Origin of the sequence: Alteromonas sp. P256, assembly GCF_036864455.1 — a bacterium.
Lineage (GTDB): Bacteria > Pseudomonadota > Gammaproteobacteria > Enterobacterales > Alteromonadaceae > Alteromonas.
The window spans coordinates 1-1,544 of sequence record NZ_JAZETM010000026.1 but is presented as its reverse complement, the minus strand read 5'-3'; the positions used below and the strand labels follow the sequence as shown (position 1 = coordinate 1,544).

1 protein-coding gene is annotated in these 1,544 nt (G+C 46.3%); it reads right to left on the bottom strand.

All coding sequences use genetic code 11. The features are described from left to right. Nucleotides 1-178: 178 nt before the first annotated feature. Nucleotides 179-1,525 (bottom strand): IS1182 family transposase, encoded by a 1,347-nt coding sequence (locus V7R39_RS17670; RefSeq protein ID WP_334032270.1) that lies wholly within the window; start codon nucleotides 1,523-1,525, stop codon nucleotides 179-181. Nucleotides 1,526-1,544: the final 19 nt, after the last annotated feature.

The following is a 1,544-nucleotide window of genomic DNA, read 5'->3' as shown; positions in this document are numbered from 1 at the left end:
CAGATTGATGATAAACCCCTCTTTTTTCCGAGGGGTTTATTTTTTTGAGCAGCCGAAGGCTGCGATCGCGATATTTTTTATAAGGCGTATTTGTTTGAGTGTTGAGTTCTTAGAGGGCAATAAGCGAGTTATTTACTGGATTAACTGGTTTTCGAACGAGATTTGAGTGTATTTAGGCTTATGCAGCCTTGGCTAAGGCCATTTTCTTCATGTTTTGGCATGCAGCGGCGAGCAGACACTGCATCGAGACCTTACTTAGTCCGCGATAGCGGCAGTATCGATGTCCATGATGTTGCTTTGCGTCAGCGAAGCTTCGTTCTACCGTTTCAGCTCGCCTTCGATATCGCTTCTTACCCCATTCACTTAACCTAACTTCATTTGCGTTCTCAATACTCTTTTGCCAGACATGGCGAGTAATGACTTTGGTATGATTCTTACTGTTTGTGCATTGCGTGCGAACGGGGCAGTTTATGCATTGCTTTGCATCAGAATGGTACTGTCGGTAGCCTTCGCGATTAGTGGTGTTGTAAGCAATAATCTGGCCTTGGGGGCAAGTGTACGTATCAGATTCTGTGTCGTATACATACTCGCGCTTAGCGAAGTAGCCTTTCTTTTTCGTAGGGCGACGATACCCCATTACACCAATCAGTTGACGCTCTTCGAGGTGATGACACACCGCGGCGGTGAAGTAGCCCGCGTCTAGACCAACGGCAATATGGTTGAGTTTGAAGGTGTCTCGGGCTCTATCGATACGCGCAATAATAGGTTGGCTATCGTGAACATTTCCTGGCGTAGCGTGTGTATCAACGATGATACCGTGACGTCCATCTACGATGCGATGGTCGAGGTAGAAGAAGCCCTTGGGCTTCTCATCGCGAACCATAAAACCACTATCAGGGTCAGTGCGGCTGACTTTCGTAGGTTTCGTGCAAGGCTTGTCTTCCTTACACTTCAGGGGCTTTTTTCCCTCTATCTCCCTGTCTTTGGTTACCGCTTCGTTTAGCTGCTCCATATAAGCTGACGGTGTCACCTTCAGGTCTTTTATGTCGAAGCGTTTCTTGTTGGCGTTCGCTTTTAAGTGCGTGCTATCGGCAAACAAACTCTTACCGCCAATGAGTCCTTGTTTCATGGCCTGGCGTACAATGTTGTCGAAGATAACCTGATAGATATCGCTGTCTTTGAAGCGTTTTATGCGGTTTTGACTCAGCGTCGAATGGTGAATGACACCTTCCGTCAATCCCATGCCTAAGAACCAGCGATATGCCACATTTACCTGTATCTCTTTAATGAGGCGACGCTCACTACTGATACCAAACAAATAGCCAAGGAATAAAATTTTGAAGAAGCGTACAGGGTCAACCGAAGGGCGACCATTATTCTGACAATAAAGGTGAGCCACTTCATCGCGGATAAACTCAAAATCTATCGCCATATCAATCAAACGAACCAAGTGGTCTTCTGGCACCAGTTCATTGATATATACGGTTTCAAACTCGTATTGTTGTGGGGACCTTGGGGTAAGCATGGTGAACACTCCGAATTTC